Raw genomic sequence first — 18,856 nt, forward strand, 5'->3', positions numbered from 1 at the left:
CGCCCAGCATGGGTGACGAAAACCTTGTACGGTGGCAAATCGGCGCGCTCGTCACCGCCACCCGCATCCGCGACGTGAGGAGAGCCATGGCAGATCGACTGTCTCACGCTTGTGCCCGATTCCGGAGACGTCGTCGCTCCGGTCCGACCGGAAGACGTGTCGGTGCGGTGGTGCGGATGGTCGCGGCCCTGGTTCTGGCGGGCGGGCTCTACGCGGTCTTCGCACCCCAGGCGCAGGCGCAGGAGGAGCCCGGGAACCGCGCGGCGGCGGCGGAGGGTGAGGCGCTGTTCGAGGTGGGCTGCATCACCTGCCACGGGCGTAGCGCCGGTGGTGTGGAGGGGCGGGGGCCAAGTCTGATCAACGTGGGCGGGGCGTCCGTCGAGTTCCAGGTTGGCAGCGGCCGGATGCCGCTGGCCCGGCAGGAGGCGCAGGCACTGCGGAAACCGCCGTTGTACACCGACGAGGAGGTGCGGCAGCTCGCCGCCTACATCGAGTCGCTCGGGGTCGGCCCGGTGGTGCCGGACGACGTCGACGCCCTCGTCGAGGACGCGAATCTCGCCCGGGGCGGGGAGCTGTTCCGGATCAACTGTTCCCAGTGTCACGCCTTCGGTGGTGGCGGCGGCGCGCTGTCCTCCGGCAAGTTCGCGCCGAGCCTCTATCCGGCCAGCGACCGGATCATCTACGCGGCCATGCTCAGCGGGCCACAGAACATGCCGGTGTTCGGTGACACCACCCTGACCCCCGAGGAGAAGGCGGACGTCATCGCCTACATCCAGCAGGTGATCCAGTCCGACACCGACCCGGGCGGATTCAACCTCGGCCGGTACGGTCCCTCGACCGAGGGTGTGGCGATCTTCCTGGTCGGCATCGTCGCGCTGGTCTTCGCCAGCCTGTGGATCGCGGGTAAGTCATGAGCGAACACCAGAGTCAGCAGAGCCGGGAACAGGTGGACGTCGGCGATGGCCGGCTGTCGCGGTTCGAGATCGTCCGTGAAGGCGCACGCCGCGACGACATCGAGATCGTCCACTACGACCCGCAGGTCACGCCGGGCTCGAAGGCGGAGCGCCGGTTGGTGCGTATCGTCGCCGCGCTGTTCCTGGTCGCCGCGGTGGCCGCGACCGCCTTTCTGGTCGTCTACATCTGGTGGCCGTGGCGGTACGAACTGGCCGCCGACATGGAGGAGTACTACACCCCGCTGCTCGGCACGACGATGGGTGTCGCGCTGCTGGGTGTCGGGTTCGGCATCCTCGTCTGGGGCAAGAAGCTGCTGCCCAAGGAGGTGTCCATCCAGGACCGGCACGAGGGTGCGGTCTCGGCCGACGACCGACGCGTCGCCGGGCAGACCATGCTCTTCATGGCCGACGAGCTCGGCGTGAAGCGACGCCCCCTGCTCGGGGTGTCCCTGCTCGCCGCGCTCGTCCCGGTCGGCGCCGTTGCCGCCGCGCCCCTGGTCGGGGGCCTGATCAGCGACCCGCACGACGACAGTGAACTCTTCCGGACCGGGTTCGCGCCCGCCGACGAGCAGGGCCCCGTCACCCGGATCCGCCTGGTGCGGGAGGACGGACGCCCGGTTCGTCCGGCCGACCTGCTGCCCGGAGCCCAGGTGACCGTCTTCCCCGGCATCCCCAACGGGGTCAGCAACGAGTACGCCGACTCGGTCACCCTGCTCATCCACCTGCGCGCCGAGGACGCCCTCACGGCGCGTCAGAACAACCGGGACGCCGGCAAAATCGACTGGATGTGGGGCAACTACATCGCCTACTCGAAGATCTGCACGCACGCCGGTTGCCCGGCGAGCCTCTACGAACAGCAGACCAACCGACTGCTGTGCCCCTGCCACCAGTCGCAGTTCCTGATCACCAACAACGCCGAGCCCATCTTCGGCCCCGCCAGCCGGCGTCTCCCCCAACTGCCCATCGAGGTCGACGACGAGGGCTTCTTCGTCGCGTCCGCCGACTACAACGAACCCATCGGCCCCGACTTCTGGGAACGCCCCTGATCCCGTCGTCGTCCGGTCGCCGCCGACCGGAACTTCGAGGAGGATGAGACGCGTGCGGATTCCCCTGTTGAACGTCGAGGTCCCCAGCAACGTCGTGTTCGTGGTGCTGATGGTTCTGCTGCTCGCTGTCGCAGCCGGGCTGTTCCTCGTCGGTCGGACCCGAGCCGGTCGGGACGACACAGGGTCGGACCGGTGAAACCGCCCGGGACTGCTCCACCAGCGGCGGTACCCCGACTCCGGCGGCGGGCCGCGACAGGCTGAGCGGTGGTCCTTCCCGGTGCCGCCGTCGACGGACGCCGGGGCCCGCTCATCCCTGGTGGTGACGCAGCCGGTTGTTGACGTCGTGCACGCCCGGACTGCCCCAGGCGAGGGCGTGGGCCCGGGCGATCACGTCGGCGTCGCTGGCGGACCCTTCCAGGATGACGACCCGGTTCTGCACCTCGATGCAGATGCGCTCGTGGCGGAGCAGGGGATCACGCTGCATGCGCTCGAGCAGCCGGCAGGCCAGTTGGGCGTCCTCACAGGTGGGTCCGGTCTGGAAGGCCGACGAAAGGTCGTAGGGGAACCAGGGGTAGCTCACCGTCAACTCCTCACGGGGTGGCGGGATGCCGGCGACCGCCGAAGCGGCCGGCCGGACCCCGCCTGGGCTGGGATCGGTTCCGGGTCAGCGCCGGATCGGGGGAAGCGGTTGCACGGGCGTGATCCCGGGACCGAAGAACGGCGGGTAGCCGTAGTACCCGTAGAGCTCCGCGTAGTAGCCGGTGTCGTCGACGACCTCCGGGTCGTACGTCGGTGCCTGCTCGATCTTCTGGCGGGTCAGGTCGACCCGTACCGTGTCGTCGTCGATGTCGCTGACGGCCTCCACGGGAATGAAGGTGGCGGTGGCACCGATGCCCAGGATTCCCCCGTGTTCGACCCGGAGGAACCGCACCTTGTGCTCCTCGCTGTCGATGAGGAGGTCGTCGACCTTGCCCAGTTCCTCGCCGCCGGCGTCGACGACGTGCCGGCCCCGCACATCCTTACCGGGCGCCGCGATCGTCTGCCCGGAGTCGCCGAGCTTCATCAGCGTCGCCGTGCTCTCGTCTGCCATGAGCTGCTCCTTCCGTAACTTCCGATGCCACTGCGCTACCCCGGTCAGGCGCTGACAACACGACGGAACGGTGACGATTGCCGGCCACTCGTGTGACAACCCGCGGCGCCGAGGGGCTGCGGCGTTTGCCACCGAAGGAGTCGGGTAGCGGCTCATCAGGGCGCCAGCACAGGTGCGCCGTCGGACGATCCCCCGGGGAGGACAGGGAAGTGACACGTCGATCGCGTTGGGTGGCCCTACTGGGAAGCGGGGCGATGCTGGTCGCCACCGTCGGCTGCACCACTGACGGTGGCGGCGAGGCGACGGCGACCCCGACGGGAGCACCGACCAGCACGACGGCCCCGGCCGTCGCCGACCTGCCGCAGATCGTCGCGCAACTGCAGCCCTCCGTCGTCACCGTCCGCGTGGGCCAGGGCATCGGCTCCGGGGTGGTCTTCCGCGACGGCGGGCTGATTCTGACCAACGAGCACGTCGTGGGTGACCAGGAGAACGTGGAGGTCGCCCTCGCCGACGGCACCCGGATCCCGGCCCGGGTGGTCGCCGCTGACGCCGTCACCGACCTCGCCGTGCTGCGCGCCGAGCGCACCGACCTGCCGCCCGCGCCGTTCCGCACCGAACTGCCCTCGCCCGGCGAGCCGGTCCTCGCCCTCGGCAGCCCGCTGGGCTTCCTCAACAGCGTCACCGCCGGCATCGTCTCCGGCGTCGGCAGGGAGATTCCCGGGTCGGCCAGCCAGGGCAACGCCCTGGTCGACCTGATCCAGACCGACGCCGCGATCTCGCCGGGCAACTCGGGCGGTGCGCTCGTCGACTTCTCCGGACGGGTGATCGGCATCAACGACGCGTACCTGCCGCCGCAGACCGGCGCGGTGTCCATCGGGTTCGCCATCCCCGCCGCCACGGCACTCGACATCGCCGACGACCTGCTCGACGACGGTCGGGTCACCCAGCCGTACCTTGGCGTGGCGGTGGCTCGGCTGACCTCGCAGATCGCCCAGTCCCTCGGTGCCGGCACGGACCGGGGTGTGCTCGTCCGCGACGTCGACGAGGACGGCCCGGCAGCCGAGGCCGGCATCCGCCCAGGGGACATCATCACCGAGGTGACCGGCGACCGCACCGAGACCCTGGAGGCGTTCCTCGGCGCACTGCGCTCGGTCGAGCCCGGCCAGCGGATCTCCGTGACGTACCTGCGCGACGGTGAGACCCGGCGAGCGACCGTGACGCCGACCACGGCGACCCGCTGACTCTGACCGGTGCTGTCGTGACCACGGTGCTGCACCATGCGGCACTCGTCTGCCTGGTCGGCGGTGTCGTCGCTGCGACAGTGGCACTGCTCGTCGTCAGGAACGTCCCCCTGGCCTTCCGCGTCCTGGTCGACCTGTGGCTGGCCGCCGGGCTGATCCGCCTGGCGCAGCCACCGTCCTGGCAGGGACTCCTGACAGTCGTCATGATCATCTTGGTGCGGCGAATCATCGGTCTCGACGTTGTCCTGCACCGCCACCGCCCCGGGCCTGCGCCGCGCCCGCGTAGCGGCGACGGGCCGGCGTCGCGGTGATCCCGTGCACGACCGTGCTCGCCACGACGACCAGGCTGCCCGCCGCCCACAGGCGCGGGTCCCGCACCCCCTCGTGTTCGCTGAACGTCACGTAGAACAGCGCGGACACCCCGATCGGCCCGAACCAGCCGAGGAAGACCACATCCCGTGCCGACATGGCCAGCGCCGGCCGCAACGCCAGCACCACCGGCAGCCGGCGCAGCAGCAGTACGCCCAGCACGAACGCGAACAACGGCCAGCCGAGGTCCAGCCAGGCCCGCCACGGCAGTTCGAGGCCGAGCAGGACGAACAACGGCAACAACAGGTACCGGCTGAGGGAGTCGTCCAGCTTCTGCTCCGACACCCGGGCGAAGTCCTTGATCACGGCGTTGTAGGCGAGCCCGGTGACGAACACGGCGAGCACGTCGTCGGTACGCAGCAGCGCACCGATTCCCAGCGCGGCGACCGCCAGCACCAACGCGAAGATCAGTAGTGAACCCTCGTCCACGTCCTCCCTGCGCAGCGCGGCCCGTACCGCCCATCCGGCCAGTGCCCCCACCACCACCCCGACCAGGATCGCTCCGCCCACCCCCCACAGCGCCTCGACGGTGCGCTCGCCCCACGTTCCGGCCCCGGTTGCTGCCAGTACGACCACCACGAGCGGGAACGCCAGCCCGTCGTTGCCACCCGACTCGGCGCTGATGATCTGCCGCAGTCTCGCCGGCAACTCCCGTTCGGCGGGACCACCGGAGACGATGCTGGCCGCGAGCACCGGGTCGGTGGGGGCGACACAGGCGCCGAGCAGCACCGCCAGGGACAGCGGCAGACCGAGCACCAGCCAGGCCAGCCCGGAGCTGACCAGCGTCATGCCCAGCAGCGCGGCCGTCAACAGCACCGCGACGGGTCGACCGACCGCGCGGTAGGCGGCCAGCGGGAACCGCAGCGCCACCGCCATCAGGGAGATGGCCAGCAGCAGCCGGCTCGCCTCGAAGGTGAACATGGACACGTCGGCGTCGGCGATGTCGAGGACGCCGAGCACGGGGCCGGCGAGCACGCCGAGTCCGAGGGCGAGCAGGGGTTCGCTGATGATCGCGTTGCGGATCGCGCTGGACCAGAAGACCAGCAGCACCGCGAGCGATCCGATCAGCGCGTAACCCATATCGAGCGAATGCACGCGTTCGGGTACCCCGTTCGTGGCGCGATCATACGGACGTGGCCCCGGCCCGAGGCCGTCCCGCGGTGGGTGCCCGCCCCACCGGGTCCCCGGCCCTCAGTCGGACGGGAGCCGGGACCGGAGCCTCGGGTGTCGCCACCACCAGAGCCCGCCGGTCACGGCGAGCAGTGCGACCAGCACGGCCGTGAGCGTGCCCGCGCCGGTGCGGGACAGCACCTCGGCCAGCCAGCGCTGCACCACGGCCGCGCCGTCCACGACGACGTCACCCGACGCGCTCCCCCGCAGGACCCGGATCTCGTACCACCCGTACCACGCCACATAGCCGCCGGCGACCACCAGCAGGACACCACCGACCCGCGACAGCAGCGCAGCGACCCGCCGGACCCGGCGGATCAGGCCGTCGCGCGCCAGCGCCACGGCCACCGCCGCGACCGCCACGGTCACCCCCATGCCGGCCGCGTACGCCACGAACAAGCCGGCACCCGAAGCCACGGAACCGGCCCGGAAACTGGTCACCACGATGGCCAGGAACGGCCCCACCGTGCACGACAGCGACGCCACCGCGTACGCCACACCGAACGCGACCATCGACGGCAGCGACCGGGTCACCGCCGGTCCCCGACCGGCCGCCAGGCCCAGGCCGGGCAGCGTCCGGCCGGCCAACAGCCAACCGCCCAGCCCGAGCAGCAGGACGCCCATCACGACCGTCACCCACGGCAGGTGACGCTGCACGGCACCACCGGCCGGCGCCACCAGCAACCCGAACACGCCGAACACGGCGACGAACCCCACGGTCATCGCCGCCGTGGCGACCAGCGCCCGCAGCACCGCAGCCCCACGACCGGCGCTGCCGTCACCGACGATCAGGAACGACAGGTACGCCGGCAGCAGGGCGAATCCGCACGGGTTGACCACCGCGAGCGTCCCGGCGGCCACCGCCAACGCCAACGGCGCCTCGTTCAACGCTCAGCCCACCAGTCCGTCGACCCGCCGCTTCAGCTCGTCCGGCTCCAGGTGACCGCGAGCGGCCACGGCCCCTTCGGAGTCGAGCACGACGAAAGTGGCCTGCGCCGTCACCTCCCACCGCTTCCACAGCAGGCCCTCGGTGTCGGCGAGCTGCGGGAACCCGTCGATGCCGGTCATGGTCACGAACTCCCGCATCGCCTGCGGTTCGCCGAGCCCCGCCACACCCACCACCGCCACCCGGTCGGCGTACTCGCCCGCCAGGTTCTTCACCGTCGGCGCCTCGGAGACACACGTCGAGCACCACGGAGCCCAGAACCACAGCACCGCCGGCTTCCCCCGAAGCCGGTCACCGGAGAACGTGCCACCGTCGACAGTGGCGACAGTGAAGGTCAGATCCGCCGCCGCTGCCGGTGTCGGCCCCACGCCGTCGTCCCCCGGCGCCGCATCCTTCCCGCACCCGACCAGGACCAACGCGGCGACGAGCACCAGCGTCACGGACGTCCGCCGAATCACCATTGCTGCTCCCGAATCCGTTGTGATCGTGTGTGGGCCGAAAGCCCGGCCCACGGGTGGCGTCACCGCCCGGTCGTGGTCAGCAACTGTAGTAACCGTTCTGCTGCGCCGCCTGTTCGTTGAAGGCGGCGAACTGCCTGACCCACTCCGTCACCTGGTCCTCGCCCGGGTGATCGTCGAGGAACACCAGCAGTTCCGCCACGACCTGCGCGTCGAGGGCGGCGCGCAGCCGACGGGCGACGAACGCCGCTTCGGCCGCCGTCGTGTGCCCCTCGTTGTAGAGGAACCGGCGCGTCGGCAGCGTCTCCTCGGTGACCTCCAGCCCCCGGGTGTCCAGCACCTGCGCGACGCCGTCCCCCGCCACCACCCCGGCCTCTATCATGATCATCCGTACGTAGTTCATCTGCTCACCGCTGAACGCACACGGGGTGCTGAGGTAACCCTCCTCGGTCGGCGGATCGAGACTGAATGCGTATCCCATGACCGCGCAGGATAGCGCCGCCACGCTCACCCACGGCCGCCCGCTGTCGGCCCGGCGGAAGGACAGAGCGCGGCGGGTACGACCGCCTGCCGGTGCTCCTGCGGGCTGACCCCACGGACCCGCTTGAAGGCGGTACTCAACGCGAACGCACTGCCGTAGCCGACCTGCCGGGCCACCGCCGCGACCGTCGCGTCGCTTCTCCGCAGCAGGTCGGCAGCGAGGTCCAGACGCCACCAGGTCAGGTAGGTCATCGGGCCCTCGCCCACCTGCGCGGTGAACCGGCGGGCCAGGGCCGCGCGGGAGACGCCGACCTTCACCGCCAGGTCCGCCACCGTCCACGGGTACGCCGGCTCCGCGTGCAGCAGCCGCAGCGCCGGACCCACCACAGGATCGTGCTGCGCGTGGTACCACCCCGCGTCAGGCGTCTCTGCGCTGGACAGCCAGGAACGCAGCACGCTGACCAGCAGCAGGTCGAGCAGCCGGTCGAGGATCAGCTCCTGACCCGGTTCGTCACGCACTACTTCCCGGCCGAGCAGCTCGATCAGCGGCGCGTCGGCCGCCTCGGTCCTGCGGATCAACACCGGCGGCAGCAGACGCAGCAGACGCTGGCTCACCTCACTGTCGATCTGGTACGTGCCGCTGAGCATGACGGCGGCACCGTCGCCGTCCGCACCCCAGGTGCGGACACCCAGCTGCATCGTCTCGGCGACGTCCCGCCCCTGGGGGGTGGTGCACCGCTGCCCGGGGTGGACGACGATCTGCACCGGGCGGCCCGGCTCGTCGGCAAAGGTGTAGCTGTCCGGACCACGCAGCAGGACGGCGTCGCCCGGCTCGATCCGCACCGCCTCGCCACCGTCGGGCAGGATCCAGGCGTGCCCGCGGATCATCGTCACCAGTGACAGGGGCGCCCGGTCCTCGACGCGGAGGGACCACGGCGGGGTGAGGATCGACCGGAGCAGGAAGGCCCCCCGTGCCCGAGGCTGGTCGAGCAGTTCGGCGAGTGCGTCCACCGCCACAGGCTAGACGCTCACGCATGGGGTCGAGTCGCGCAGCCATGGTTCACGCGGTGATGTGCGACCTAACGTTCTGCAGGACAGGAGGCTCCGGCGGTCGGTGCCGTCGAAGGAGGAGACATGTCGGTGGCGGCGCTGGTCATCGCGACGGTGACGACGGGTCTGGTGGCCGGGCTCTTCTTCGGGTTCTCGGTCGCGGTGATGCCCGCACTCGCGCGGGTCGACGACACCACGTTCGTCCGGGTCATGCAACAGGTCAACAGCGCCATCCAGAACGTCCTGTTCGGCCTGGTCTTCCTGGGCGCGCTTGTCGCCGGCGGTGCGGCGGCCTGGTGGCACCTCGATCACCCCGACGTCCGGGGCTGGGTCGTCGCCGGCGTCGCCGGCTACCTCGTCACGCTGGTGATCACCTTCGCGGTGAACATTCCGCTCAACAACCGCCTGGACCGCGCCGGCCCGCCCGACCGGCTGGCCGACCCCCGGGCGGCGCGGCGGGACTTCGAACAGCCGTGGGTCCGCTGGCACCACCTGCGCACCCTCATCTGCGTGGCCGCCTTCGGCTGCCTCTGCGCAGCCCTGGCCCTGGCGTGACCTGCCGCACCACCGGTGGCCCGCTGGTCGGGCAGATCCTGCCGCCTCGGCTGCGCTGCGTGGAGGTGTGCCCACGACGATCCGGACGCCACGCCGTTCCCCGAGGAACGCCTTCGGTGTACGCGCAGTCATCGGCACCCCTCCCGCCCCGTCGTCGACGACCGGTCAGCCCCATACCCCGGTGGCGGCGGTGTCACGGGCGAACTCGCGGAAGTCGCGGGGTTCCCGGCCCAACGCCCGCTGGACCCCGTCGGTCAGGTGTGCGTTGCGCCCGTCGAGGATGACGGTGAACAGCTCGACGTACTCCGCCGGCAGATCGTTCTCACGCAGCACGGCGGCGTACTGCTCGGCGGTCACCGGCAGGTACCGGACCTCGCGACCGGTGGCCCGGGAGATCTCGGCGGCGACGTCGTCGAAGGTGAGCAGGCGCGGGCCGGTCAGCTCGTAGACCTCACCAGCGTGCCGGTCCTCGGTGAGCGCGGCGACGGCGACGTCGGCGATGTCGTCGGCGTCGACGAACGGCTCGGCCGAGCCGCCGGCCGGCAGGGCGATCTCCCCGGCCAGCACCGGTTCCAGCAGGATATCTTCACTGAAGTTCTGGTTGAACCAGCTCGCACGGACGACGGTCACCGCCGCGCCGGTCTCCTGCACCGCCTCCTCGCTGATGCGGGCTTGCTGCTCACCACGGCCGGAGAGCAGCACCAGCCGCTGGACGCCCTTGCTCACGGCCAACTTGGCGAAGCCGCCGACGGCATCGGCAGCGCCGGGGAAGCCGAGGTCGGGAAAGTAGGAGATGTAGGCGGCCCCGACGCCGTCGAGGGCCGGACCCCACGTGCTCTGGTCCTCCCAGTCGAAGGGCACCGGTGCGGTACGGGAGCCGGCCCGCACCGGCAGTCCCCTGGCGGTCAGCCGCTCGGCCACCCGGCGCCCGGTCTTGCCCGTGGCTCCGAGGACGAGGATGGGCTTGGTCTTGGTGAGCTGTGCGTTCTCAGTCATGTCACCAGTACAGCCACCGGGTCGGGCGGCAACCATAGTTGCGCGGCTCAACCGCATGTCCGGTCGTCTAGCGACCCCGCTCTGCGGTTTCGGCGACCGTACGCCGACTGCTCTCGACCGACTTGACTCCACAGGATCGCTCAGTAATCATTGAGTCAATGAGCACTGACCTTTCCTCGTTGGCGGGGCGGGCCCGGATCCACGCCGCGCTCGGCGATCCGGCCCGCCTCGCGATCGTCGACGCGCTCAGCCTGGGCGACGCCTCCCCCGGGGAGATCGCCCACGCCCTCGACATGCCGACGAACCTGGTCGCCCACCACGTCAAGGTCCTCACCGACGCCGGTCTGGTCGCCAGGGGCCGCTCCGAGGGCGACCGGCGGCGCATCTACCTGCGGCTACGCCCCGAAACCCTCGCCACCCTCGCCACCCCGCGCCTGGCCGGCGTCGGTCGGGTGGTGTTCGTGTGCACCCACAACTCGGCCCGCTCGCAGCTGGCCGCCGCCCTGTGGAAACACCGCACCAGCGGCCCCGCCGCCTCCGCCGGCACCATGCCGGCCGCCCGGGTCCATCCCCGCGCCCTCGCCGTGGCCCACCGCCACGCCCTCGACCTCGACCCGACCGGCACCGCACACGTCGACGACGTCGTCCGCGACGACGACCTGGTCATCGCCGTCTGCGACAACGCCCACGAGGAGCTGACCGGCCCGGTTCGCCCCCGCCTGCACTGGTCCGTGCCGGATCCGGTGCGCATCGACACCGACGAGGCTTTCGAGGCGGCCTACGCCGACCTCGCCGACCGCGTCGGCCGCCTCGCCCCCACCTCCACCTCGAGAGGCACCCCATGACCCGCGCCAGCGCCGACGTCCACCCGCCACTCACCATCGACCAGCAGGTCGCCCTGCACACCGCCGCGACCCGCCTGGCGGTGGAGTTCGACGGCAGCTACGGCACCGAGACCATCGAGAAGTTCCTGCACCACAGCTACGACCAGTTCGCCACCGTCGCCACCATCTCCCACCACCTGCCGCTGCTGGCCGAACGCTTCGCCCGACAGCGGCTGCACGCCCTGGCCCGGGTCGAAGGTCACCACCGCGACGGCCGGCCCGTCGTGCTGTTCCTGTGCACCCACAACGCCGGCCGCTCCCAGATGGCCCTGGGCTTCCTCACCCACCTCGCCGGCGACCGAGCGATCGCCTGGTCCGGCGGCAGTGAACCCGGCACGGAGATCAACCCGCGCGCGATCGCCGCGATGAGCGAACGCGGCATCGACATCTCACAGGAGTTCCCCAAACCCTGGACCGACGAGGTGGTGCGTGCCGCCGACGTCGTGGTCACCATGGGCTGCGGCGACGCCTGCCCCGTCTTCCCCGGCACCCGCTACGAGAACTGGACCGTCGACGACCCCGCCGGGCTCGACCTGGTCGACGTCCGGCCGATCCGCGACGAGATCGAACGCCGCGTCCGCCGGCTGCTCGACGACCTGACCGTCACCACCACCCGATAGCCGTCACCGTCCCGGCACCTGCCGGGACCGCCCCACCAGGAGCGAGAAGAACTGATGACCATCGCACTTCGGCGGCGCCTGCTGGCCGAGTTCACCGGCACCGCCCTGTTGGTCACCGCCGTGGTCGGCTCCGGCATCATGGCCACCAACCTCTCCCCCGGCGACGTCGGCCTGCAACTGCTACAGAACTCCGTCGCCACGGCCTTCGCTCTCGGGGCGCTGATCCTGACCTTCGGCCCGGTCTCGGGGGCACACTTCAATCCGGTCGTGTCCGCCGCCGACTGGCTTCTCGGCCGCCGCGCCGGCACCGGCCTCACCGGCCGCGACCTCGGCGGCTACGTGGTGGCCCAGGTGTTGGGCGGAATCGCCGGTGCGGTGCTGGCGAACCTGATGTTCGACCTGGCCGCCGTCGACTTCTCGAGCAAGGACCGCGCGGCCGGCAACCTGTGGCTCGGCGAGGTCGTCGCCACCACAGGGCTGATCCTGCTGATCTTCGCCCTCGCCCGCTCCGGTCGCGCCCCGGTCGCTCCCGCCGCCGTCGGCGCCTACATCGGTGCCGCGTACTGGTTCACCTCGTCCACCTCCTTCGCCAATCCGGCGGTCACCGTCGGACGCGCGTTCACCGACACCTTCGCCGGCATCGCCCCCGGGTCGGTGCCCGGGTTCGTCCTCGCGCAACTCGTCGGCCTCGCCGTCGGTGTCGGTCTGCTCGCCGCCCTCTACCCCGACGCCGGTGCCGCCGCCGACCAGGTCGTCGTCCCCACCGACGAGGACGCCACCACCGGTCCCCGGCCGTGACAGCCCGGCACGACCACCGGGCGTCCCGCTCGTGCCTGTTGAACCGCCGGTACGGTCCCGGCCGCTACCGCCTGGTCGACCGCAACGGCACCGCCGACCACATCCCGCCTGACCAGGTCGACGACGCCCCGGTCAACCGGATCCGCGACCCGTACCGCACCGAGAGAGGCACTCATGAGTGACAAGCCCAGCGTCCTGTTCGTCTGCGTCCACAACGCCGGCCGCTCCCAGATGGCCGCCGGCTGGCTGCGCCACCTCGCCGGCGACACCGTCGAGGTCCGCTCCGCCGGCAGCGCACCCGCCGACCAGATCAACCCCGCCGCCGTCGAGGCCATGCGTGAGGTCGGCATCGACATCACCGACCAGACGCCGAAGCTTCTGGAGTACGCCACCGCCGAGTCGTCCGACGTCATCGTCACCATGGGCTGTGGCGACGCGTGTCCGGTCTTTCCCGGCAAGCGCTACGAGGACTGGAAGCTCGACGACCCCGCCGGCCAGGGCGTCGAGGCCGTGCGCCCGATCCGCGACGAGATCCGCGACCGGGTTCGGGCGCTGCTCGCCGAACTGCACCTGGCCCCCTGACAGCCCGACCGACGTCGCCCCGGCCGGGTCACCGAGCGCGCGGCCAGGTGGCGGCGTCAGCGGCCAGGTGGCGGTGTCAGCTGCGCGGGCGTACCGGGTGGGGCCACATCCGAAGGTGCGCGGTCGCGACGCAGGCTTGCGGCGCTCTGGCACTACTCCGGCGTGCCGGCGGACGAGCGCAACGTGGCAGTGCTGACATTCCACCCCGTCATCCGGGCGCGCCCCGTCAACTGGTCCGATCACGCCCGGCGGGTGGTTGCGGAAGTCCGGGCTGGCAGTGCCGGACTCACCGACGACCCTCGGTACACGTTGATTCTGGAACGGCTACGCGCCAACCCCGAGGTCGACCGGTGGTGGTCGGCGGGTGGGGCGTCCACCCCCGCCGGGACAGCCGTTCTGTGCCTGCAGCAGCAGGGCATCCGGGGTCGACCGGGTGGGATAGCGTGTCGCTGGTCAAATCTGGGGCCACCCCAGAATCCCGGGGGAAGGAAGCTGTCACGTGTCACTTCGGAAGAAGACCACCGTTGTGTTGGTCTCCGCTCTCACCGCCTTCGCGATGGCCGCCTGCGGCTCGAAGCCGGGCTCCGACGCGCCCGAACAGACCAGCGTGCTGGAGTTGCTCGCCACTGATCTCAGGGGCTCGTTGCAGAAGACGATGGAGGCCACCGACAAGAGCGACTCGGTGACCGCGGCGATGCAGGGCACGATGGGTGCCGAGAAGATCTCCATGCAGGGCGTCTTCGACCTGGGCGACCCGGTCAAGGCCGAGATGACGACGTCGGGCCCGGACGACGGTGCCCCGACCATCGTCCGATTGATCGGCACCGTGATCTTCGTCGAGGTTCCGGCGGAGGAGCGTGCGGGCATGGACGGGAAGCGCTGGATGAAGCTGGACCTTTCCGCAGCCGGCGAGCAGCTGGGCATGGACTTCACCAAGCAGTTCGAGAACATCGACCCGATCAAGCAGGTGAAGACGCTGCTCGCCCTTGAGGGCGTCACCGTCGTCGGCGAGGAGACCGTCAACGGGGCACGCACGGTCCACTACACCGTCACCGCCCCGGTGGCGACCTACCTCGGGCACCTCGACGCCGAACTGCGGTCGGGCGTCGAGAAGCAGTACGCCAAGCAGGGCGTCAAGGAGGTCACGATGGACCTCTGGGTCGACGAGGAGTACCGGCCGCGTCGGGCAGGCATGAACATGGGCAAGATGGGCGACATGACGGTCGACTACACCGACTACGGCAAGCCGGTGAACATCGAGACGCCGCCGGCCGCCGAGACCTTCGATTTCGCCGAGATGCTGAAGGGCCTGTCCGCCGGCAACTGACACCGATCCGCGCCGCTGCCCGCCTGGTGAGTGTCCTCACCGGGCGGGCAGCGCTGTCAGGCACCCGTCGGAGACTCACGAGTGTTCCGACAGCGACACCAGAATGGTCATCGGCACCCCCGTTGTCGTCGCAGTTATCGGGAGTGGACATTCCACACGGCCGACGCGGAGGTTGCGTCCCATACCGTTTCTTGCGGACACCTTCGCTGCCGTCGGCAATCGCCGGTCCCCTGAGCCGTAAAGCCGACAGGGCGGTTCCTCGGCCACCGAGCCAACCTGCTTTCGACGAAATTAGGCAGACGACAGATCCAAAGGGGAGGAGTCAGATGTTCATCGTGGCGACGCAGGATCCGAACACCCGCGGTCAGTCTGAGAGACCCGAATCGGGTGCGGAGGCATGGGGCGCGCTCCTGCCCATCGACGCCGGCCTCACGCAGGCCGAGGCGGATCGGCAACTGGCCACCTACCTGGCGGGGGTGCAGGCGGGCGAGCCGCTGTGCATCCGCGCGCACGGCAACGACCTGGAGATCGGGGACGCCGAGGCCGGCGCCAGGGACTGGGGCTGGACCTACAATTCTTCCGACTCAGATGGCGGTCCGCCTGGAATCGAACTGGCCCGGCGCCAACCACCTCGACGGGGTCGTCATCTACGGCTACAACCTGTCCGTCAATGTCAGCACGCCCGTTCCCTCGCCCCAGCAGTTGACCAGGAACGTTCAGGTGCAGCCTGTCATCGTGTCTCTGTGACCGCGAGCGAAAGCAGCGGGGCAGGGCGCTGACCGGGCGGTGTCCGGGTCACGTGGCACGGAACGACCCTGCCGCGAGCGGCATCGCCGCACCGGTGGTCCGGCCAGCCCGAGGAACAGGCCGACCGGACCACCGTGTCGTCAGCCGGTCGTGCAGACGGTGCCGTTGAGGGTGAACACGGTGGGCAGCACGTTCGGCCCGCTGTACGCGCCGACGAAGCCGCCGCTCACGCTGCCGCCGGCGGCGATCTGCCGGTTGTCGTCGGTGGGGGTGACCCGCACGCCGGTGCCGACCTGCTCCCAGGTGGCGTTCCAGCCGCTGCTCACCTGCTGCCAGCCGGTCGGCCACGTCCAGGTCAGCGTCCAGCCGTTGATCGGCTGGGTTCCGTTGTTGGTGATCTCGACGCCGCCGATGTAGCCGTTGCCCCAGTCGTTGTCGGTGGTGAAGCGCACGCTGCACGAGCTGGTGGCCGGGGCGCCGGTGGCGAAGGTCAGCGGCGGTGAGGACCAGGACACCCGTCCGGCCGTGTCCCGGGCCAGCACGTTCACGGTGTACCTGCTGCCGGGCACCAGGTTGTCGACCGTGAACGAGGTGCTCGCGGTCTCGCCGAGCTGCTCGCTGACGGCGCCGTTCTGCCGGTACACCTCGTACTTGGCGATGGGGCTGCCGCCCGGCGTGGCCGCCGGCCAGGAGATCGTCGCGGACCGCTCGGTGACGCCGCCGACGGCCGGCTGACCCGGTGCCGCGGGCCGCCCGGCGGTCACGCCGGCCGGCCGCAGCACCAGGGTCGTCAACGAGTACGGCGGCAGGGTCCGGCCGGTGGCGGAGCCGGACTGGCCGGTGGTGATGCCGGCGGCACCGTTGGTGAACGTGGACACCGTCGGGGCGGCGGCCGACGGGGTGAACCCGGCGTAGTCGATGGTGACCGGGTGTGCGTTGTCCGGGTCCTTGTTCACCAGCAGTACCGCGAGGTCGCCGTCGCGGCGGCGGACGGCGTGCGCGGTGACCAGGGGCTCGTCGGTGCCGGCTCGGACGAACTGCTCACCGGCCGTGGTGAACAGCTTCATCATCGTCAGCCCGTGGTAGGGCGCGAACGGCGTGTTCAGCGGCGGCTGGCAGACCGAGCCGTCCTCGGTGCAGCCACCGCTGGAGAGGATGCCGTAGTCGTCGTAGTCGGTCTCGCCGGCAACCTGCGACACGGTGCCGATGCCGTTACGCACGTTCCACCACTGGACGGTGAAGACGCCGTTGGCCAGCAGTTCGCTGTAGGCGTCGGCCAGGAACAGCGCCCCGGGTTGGGTGTTGCGGCCCTCGTCGACGTTCAGTTCGGTCAGGCTGATGCCGATGCGGTCGGCGTTCGGGCCGGCGTACCGGGTGAGTTGCTGCCGCAGCAGGTACGTCGCCTCGGCGACGTGGTTGGTGCGGGCCAGTGACTGGGCGGCGCTGCCACCGGGGTACCAGTGCACGTCCACGAAGTCGATCTTGGAGCCGGCGATGGAGAGCACGGTCTGGTTCCAGGGGCCCGGATCGTCGCCGGCGGTGATCCCATCCGGCCAGTTGCCCGGCATCGTCAGCACCGCGCCGACCTCGATGCTCGGGTCCACCGCCTTCATGGCGTCGGCGTACTCGACGACCAACCGCGCGTAGTACGACGCGCTCTTGTCCGGGTGCTCGTCGGCCTCCCACGCCGACCCGTAGTGGCCGTTGCCGTAGTTCTCGTTGCCGACCGTCCAGTACTTCGCGCCGTAGCCCTTGGTCACGTTGGCGTAGTGCACCCACTCGGCGGCCTCGGCGGGCGTACCGGTGCCGTAGTTCGCAATGATCATCGGTTGGGCGCCGGCCCGCCGGACCCCCGCCATGAAGGTGTCGAAGTCGGTGTTCGGTGCGACGTACCCGCCGGGGGCGGTGTGGTCCTTCCAGTGGTAGATGTCGGCGTACGAGCCACCGGGATAGCGCATCATCTGCACGCCGGCGTCGCGCAGCAGGTCCGACGTCTCGACGCTGCCGAGGTGCTGGTCCCAGATGGCGTGGTTGATGCCCAGCGCGGTGTCGGGCACGGGCGCGAGGCCCGCGCGGGCGTTCACGGTGACGGTGACCGGGTCGGGTGCCGCACTGGCGGTCGAGGGGTTGATGCCGGGCAGCGCGGCTGCGACGAGCAACAGGCTCGTCAGGAGTGCCACGCGACTCTTCGGAACGGGCATGGGGCTGGCTTCCTTCACGATGAACGAATGGTGAGTAGCCCGTCCGTCCGGGGTCCTGATCGGATCCCGGCTGCCCTTCGGACGGCGGTCAGCCCCGCGCGACACGGAACGCTATCGACGGCCAAGAATGTCACGGCCGGTCCGGCAATCTCAAGCGACTGGAACCCCCGAACGCTCGACGAGCTCAGCTGATCGTTGCCCGCACCGCGATTGCGCTGGCGAACCAGACGACAGACGCCCCGACTGCGACACCGACCATGATCGCCGCCTTGACGGTGGAAGGATTCCGGGCACGGGCGACGGCCAGGTTCGCCAGTACACCGAAGGCTCCGACGAGTCCGCCGAGGACACCACCGACAAAGACCAGCAGGATCGGCAGCAGGGCCAGGACTCGCAGGTGAATCGGGATCGCGGTCCCGGTCCGATGCGCTACGCCTTCAAAGCGCTGCGCACGACGACATCGACCGAACCGCCGCCAACTGCCGACATGGCGAACCGGCGCGTGCCCGCTCGTGGGGCCGGCACGCCGTCGACGCTGTTGAGCGCCTTCAGTGCGAGCCCGGGATTGTCCGGGGCGTGCCGGAACTTGTGCATGAACTCGTGGACCGCACCGATGTCGGCGCGGTACAGCATCCGCGGGGTTGCCCCGGTGTGCATCGACGTCCTCCCCCGCTCGTCGCCTTGATCTGTGCCACCAACTCGTCCACCGACCGTTCCCGTGCGGTGCGGGCGTGCCAGCCCGCCTCCGCGTAGGCCCGGTCGCGGTCTTCGGTCTCCGGGTCGTCGGACGGCCCGGTGAGCACGATGGCGATCCGCTTGTCTGGCCAGGCCAGCTCGGCCTGTCGGGTGAGTTCGAGCCCGCCTCGGTGACGGCCATCGAGGCGGGCTCGAAGGCGTCGAGGTCGGAGACGGCGAGCTGACCGGCGTCACCGCCGCCGGTGGCGAGGAATGCTTCTGGCCAGGTACCGGACGCAGCGGTCGGTCATCACCTTGGCGGAGGGCATTCCGATTGGGGCGTCGTCGTCGGAGCCGGAGTGGATGCCACCCTGACCGCCCTGGTTGGTCGCGCGGCCAAGGCGAACTTCCCGCGCACGTCTGATTCCCGGTGGATGTCTACTCTGGGGCACACGGCCACCGCACGACCTCCGGTTGTCTCCACAGCCCGCCGATGACAACGGCATCGGCGGGCTGTCGAACGAGGAGGCGCCCGGAAGTAGCGGACGTCGGCGGGCCCGCTCTCCTTCCCAGAAGCCGAGCGCCAGCCCATCGAGCTGGCGCTCGGAACTGCCGAGACCACGGTCGAGCCCGAACTGGTCAACGTGGTATCGGCTTGGGCGACATGT

At 70.5% G+C, this 18,856-nt stretch carries 22 protein-coding genes and 1 pseudogene; 13 read left to right on the plus strand and 10 right to left on the minus strand.

Going from position 1 to position 18,856, the window contains the following annotated elements:
* The first annotated feature begins 86 nt into the window (after window positions 1-86).
* Genes qcrC through GA0070616_RS27910 form a run of 3 tightly spaced genes read left to right on the plus strand, consistent with a single transcriptional unit; the run spans window position 87 to window position 2,195 of the window.
* Window positions 87-914: a cytochrome bc1 complex diheme cytochrome c subunit gene (gene qcrC, locus GA0070616_RS01855; RefSeq protein WP_091075198.1), complete on the plus strand. Its 828-nt coding sequence runs from the start codon at window positions 87-89 to the stop codon at window positions 912-914.
* Complete coding sequence (gene qcrA, locus GA0070616_RS01860) at window positions 911-1,999, plus strand: cytochrome bc1 complex Rieske iron-sulfur subunit (protein WP_091075200.1); 1,089 nt, start codon at window positions 911-913, stop codon at window positions 1,997-1,999. Before qcrC ends, qcrA begins: the two co-directional genes overlap by 4 nt.
* 52 nt (window positions 2,000-2,051) lie before the next feature.
* The gene (locus GA0070616_RS27910; RefSeq protein ID WP_175439950.1) at window positions 2,052-2,195 is read left to right on the plus strand and encodes a hypothetical protein; all 144 of its coding nucleotides are present in this window, start codon (window positions 2,052-2,054) and stop codon (window positions 2,193-2,195) included.
* Between the two features lie 111 nt (window positions 2,196-2,306).
* On the opposite strand, the gene GA0070616_RS01865 is transcribed toward GA0070616_RS27910, so the two are convergent.
* Both GA0070616_RS01865 and GA0070616_RS01870 read right to left on the minus strand, forming a co-directional pair.
* Window positions 2,307-2,579: a BON domain-containing protein gene (locus GA0070616_RS01865; RefSeq protein WP_091075202.1), complete on the minus strand. Its 273-nt coding sequence runs from the start codon at window positions 2,577-2,579 to the stop codon at window positions 2,307-2,309.
* Window positions 2,580-2,663: 84 nt separating this feature from the next.
* Window positions 2,664-3,089, minus strand: coding sequence for a PRC-barrel domain-containing protein (locus tag GA0070616_RS01870; protein WP_091075204.1), 426 nt, complete (start codon window positions 3,087-3,089; stop codon window positions 2,664-2,666).
* Window positions 3,090-3,298: 209 nt separating this feature from the next.
* On the opposite strand from GA0070616_RS01870, the gene GA0070616_RS01875 reads away from it, so the two are divergent.
* Entirely contained in the window at window positions 3,299-4,330 is a 1,032-nt protein-coding gene (locus GA0070616_RS01875; RefSeq protein ID WP_245712616.1) for a S1C family serine protease, read from the plus strand.
* A gap of 225 nt (window positions 4,331-4,555) precedes the next feature.
* On the opposite strand, the gene GA0070616_RS01885 is transcribed toward GA0070616_RS01875, so the two are convergent.
* The 5 genes from GA0070616_RS01885 to GA0070616_RS01905 form a co-directional block, all read right to left on the minus strand.
* Window positions 4,556-5,794 (minus strand): cation:proton antiporter domain-containing protein, encoded by a 1,239-nt coding sequence (locus GA0070616_RS01885; RefSeq protein ID WP_091075210.1) that lies wholly within the window; start codon window positions 5,792-5,794, stop codon window positions 4,556-4,558.
* Window positions 5,795-5,890: 96 nt separating this feature from the next.
* Complete coding sequence (locus tag GA0070616_RS01890; protein WP_091075212.1) at window positions 5,891-6,757, minus strand: cytochrome c biogenesis CcdA family protein; 867 nt, start codon at window positions 6,755-6,757, stop codon at window positions 5,891-5,893.
* A gap of 3 nt (window positions 6,758-6,760) precedes the next feature.
* Window positions 6,761-7,276: a redoxin domain-containing protein gene (locus tag GA0070616_RS01895; RefSeq protein ID WP_091075214.1), complete on the minus strand. Its 516-nt coding sequence runs from the start codon at window positions 7,274-7,276 to the stop codon at window positions 6,761-6,763.
* A gap of 76 nt (window positions 7,277-7,352) precedes the next feature.
* Entirely contained in the window at window positions 7,353-7,754 is a 402-nt protein-coding gene (locus tag GA0070616_RS01900; protein ID WP_091075216.1) for a hypothetical protein, read from the minus strand.
* Window positions 7,755-7,780: 26 nt separating this feature from the next.
* Window positions 7,781-8,764, minus strand: coding sequence for an AraC family transcriptional regulator (locus GA0070616_RS01905; protein WP_091089670.1), 984 nt, complete (start codon window positions 8,762-8,764; stop codon window positions 7,781-7,783).
* Window positions 8,765-8,887: 123 nt separating this feature from the next.
* On the opposite strand from GA0070616_RS01905, the gene GA0070616_RS01910 reads away from it, so the two are divergent.
* Complete coding sequence (locus tag GA0070616_RS01910; RefSeq protein WP_091075217.1) at window positions 8,888-9,358, plus strand: anthrone oxygenase family protein; 471 nt, start codon at window positions 8,888-8,890, stop codon at window positions 9,356-9,358.
* 165 nt (window positions 9,359-9,523) lie between these two features.
* On the opposite strand, the gene GA0070616_RS01915 is transcribed toward GA0070616_RS01910, so the two are convergent.
* Window positions 9,524-10,354, minus strand: a complete 831-nt coding sequence (locus tag GA0070616_RS01915) for an NmrA family NAD(P)-binding protein (RefSeq protein WP_091075219.1) — start codon at window positions 10,352-10,354, stop codon at window positions 9,524-9,526.
* 158 nt (window positions 10,355-10,512) lie between these two features.
* Between GA0070616_RS01915 and GA0070616_RS01920 the strand changes: the two genes are divergently transcribed.
* From GA0070616_RS01920 to GA0070616_RS27920, 8 genes and pseudogenes are all read left to right on the plus strand, one after another.
* A complete protein-coding gene (locus GA0070616_RS01920; protein ID WP_091075221.1) occupies window positions 10,513-11,199 on the plus strand; it encodes an arsenate reductase/protein-tyrosine-phosphatase family protein in 687 nt (228 codons plus the stop codon).
* Window positions 11,196-11,858: an arsenate reductase ArsC gene (locus GA0070616_RS28580; protein ID WP_091075223.1), complete on the plus strand. Its 663-nt coding sequence runs from the start codon at window positions 11,196-11,198 to the stop codon at window positions 11,856-11,858. The genes GA0070616_RS01920 and GA0070616_RS28580 overlap by 4 nt, the downstream gene beginning before the upstream one ends.
* Before the next feature lie 54 nt (window positions 11,859-11,912).
* Entirely contained in the window at window positions 11,913-12,656 is a 744-nt protein-coding gene (locus tag GA0070616_RS01930; protein WP_091075224.1) for an aquaporin, read from the plus strand.
* Window positions 12,653-12,838: a hypothetical protein gene (locus GA0070616_RS01935; protein WP_091075227.1), complete on the plus strand. Its 186-nt coding sequence runs from the start codon at window positions 12,653-12,655 to the stop codon at window positions 12,836-12,838. The genes GA0070616_RS01930 and GA0070616_RS01935 overlap by 4 nt, the downstream gene beginning before the upstream one ends.
* Window positions 12,831-13,238, plus strand: a complete 408-nt coding sequence (locus GA0070616_RS01940; RefSeq protein ID WP_091075231.1) for an arsenate reductase ArsC — start codon at window positions 12,831-12,833, stop codon at window positions 13,236-13,238. The genes GA0070616_RS01935 and GA0070616_RS01940 overlap by 8 nt, the downstream gene beginning before the upstream one ends.
* 156 nt (window positions 13,239-13,394) lie before the next feature.
* Window positions 13,395-13,610, plus strand: a pseudogene (locus GA0070616_RS29515) (MmyB family transcriptional regulator); the annotation flags it as partial.
* A gap of 127 nt (window positions 13,611-13,737) precedes the next feature.
* Window positions 13,738-14,565, plus strand: coding sequence for an SCO4651 family lipoprotein (locus tag GA0070616_RS01945; RefSeq protein ID WP_245712617.1), 828 nt, complete (start codon window positions 13,738-13,740; stop codon window positions 14,563-14,565).
* Between the two features lie 588 nt (window positions 14,566-15,153).
* A complete protein-coding gene (locus GA0070616_RS27920) occupies window positions 15,154-15,312 on the plus strand; it encodes a hypothetical protein (protein WP_175439952.1) in 159 nt (52 codons plus the stop codon).
* Between the two features lie 140 nt (window positions 15,313-15,452).
* Here GA0070616_RS27920 and GA0070616_RS01950 read toward each other — a convergent pair whose 3' ends face one another.
* Together GA0070616_RS01950 and GA0070616_RS28585 are read right to left on the minus strand one after the other, a co-directional pair.
* A complete protein-coding gene (locus GA0070616_RS01950) occupies window positions 15,453-17,513 on the minus strand; it encodes a cellulose binding domain-containing protein (protein WP_091075234.1) in 2,061 nt (686 codons plus the stop codon).
* A gap of 429 nt (window positions 17,514-17,942) precedes the next feature.
* Window positions 17,943-18,170, minus strand: coding sequence for a hypothetical protein (locus GA0070616_RS28585; protein WP_245712618.1), 228 nt, complete (start codon window positions 18,168-18,170; stop codon window positions 17,943-17,945).
* Window positions 18,171-18,856 lie beyond the last annotated feature (686 nt).

Source organism: Micromonospora nigra, from assembly GCF_900091585.1.
GTDB lineage: Bacteria > Actinomycetota > Actinomycetes > Mycobacteriales > Micromonosporaceae > Micromonospora > Micromonospora nigra.